This is a genomic window from Psychromonas arctica (assembly GCF_038155225.1).
In the GTDB taxonomy this organism is placed as follows: domain Bacteria; phylum Pseudomonadota; class Gammaproteobacteria; order Enterobacterales; family Psychromonadaceae; genus Psychromonas; species Psychromonas arctica_B.
The window spans coordinates 1-237 of the sequence record NZ_JBAKBA010000186.1 but is presented as its reverse complement, the minus strand read 5'-3'; the positions used below and the strand labels follow the sequence as shown (position 1 = coordinate 237).

General features: G+C 30.0%; 1 protein-coding gene. It reads left to right on the top strand.

What is annotated here, in order from left to right; all coding sequences use genetic code 11:
* Positions 1-201: YqiA/YcfP family alpha/beta fold hydrolase (locus tag V6255_RS18250; protein ID WP_341629407.1), on the top strand; the 201-nt coding region annotated here is incomplete at its 5' end.
* Positions 202-237: the final 36 nt, after the last annotated feature.

The following is a 237-nucleotide window of genomic DNA, read 5'->3' as shown; positions in this document are numbered from 1 at the left end:
ATTAATGAAAGTTATATAGAACAGCTTAATGTATTAAAAGTTGAATACATTAATGATACTCAAAATATATGGGTGCTCTTACAGCACGAAGATGAAGTGTTAGATTATCGAGAGGCTCTTAAAAAGTACAATCAATGTAAAGTGACTTGTGAACAAGGAGGCGCTCATAGTTTTATTGGCTTTGACCGTTATCTTCCATAAATAATTCACTTTCTTTACTAAATACATACAATTAAT